Here is a 369-nt window from a genome sequence, read left to right on the forward strand (position 1 = left end):
TGTTTTTCGGCATACAGTACTGTTGGGCTGAGCATTGGAATAACCCCTCAATTAAGCTCTGCTTCAAAAGTGGTCATCATTGGTACCATGTTTATTGGAAGGGTTAGCATGCTCACAATTTTAATTGCACTATTGAGAAGGGTAAAATACCTTAACTACAGATATCCACAGGAAGAAATACTAATGAATTAATTATGAAATATATCATCATAGGACTTGGAAATTTTGGCGCCTCTCTTGCTGAAAAATTAACTAAAATGGGCAATGAAGTAATTGGTGTTGATGTGAATATGAGCAAGGTGGAAGCCATAAAGGATAAGATCACCCATGCCGTAAACCTCGATTCTACAGATATTACAGCAGTCAACA

2 protein-coding genes are annotated in these 369 nt (G+C 37.1%); both read left to right on the forward strand.

From position 1 onward, the window contains the following. On the forward strand, window positions 1-192 hold a 192-nt coding region (locus HC176_RS17620), incomplete at its 5' end, for a potassium transporter TrkG (RefSeq protein WP_280818719.1). 2 nt (window positions 193-194) lie between these two features. After that, the coding region (locus tag HC176_RS17625) for an NAD-binding protein (protein ID WP_167920307.1) at window positions 195-369 on the forward strand (175 nt) is incomplete at its 3' end.

This window comes from Tamlana crocina, assembly GCF_012037625.1.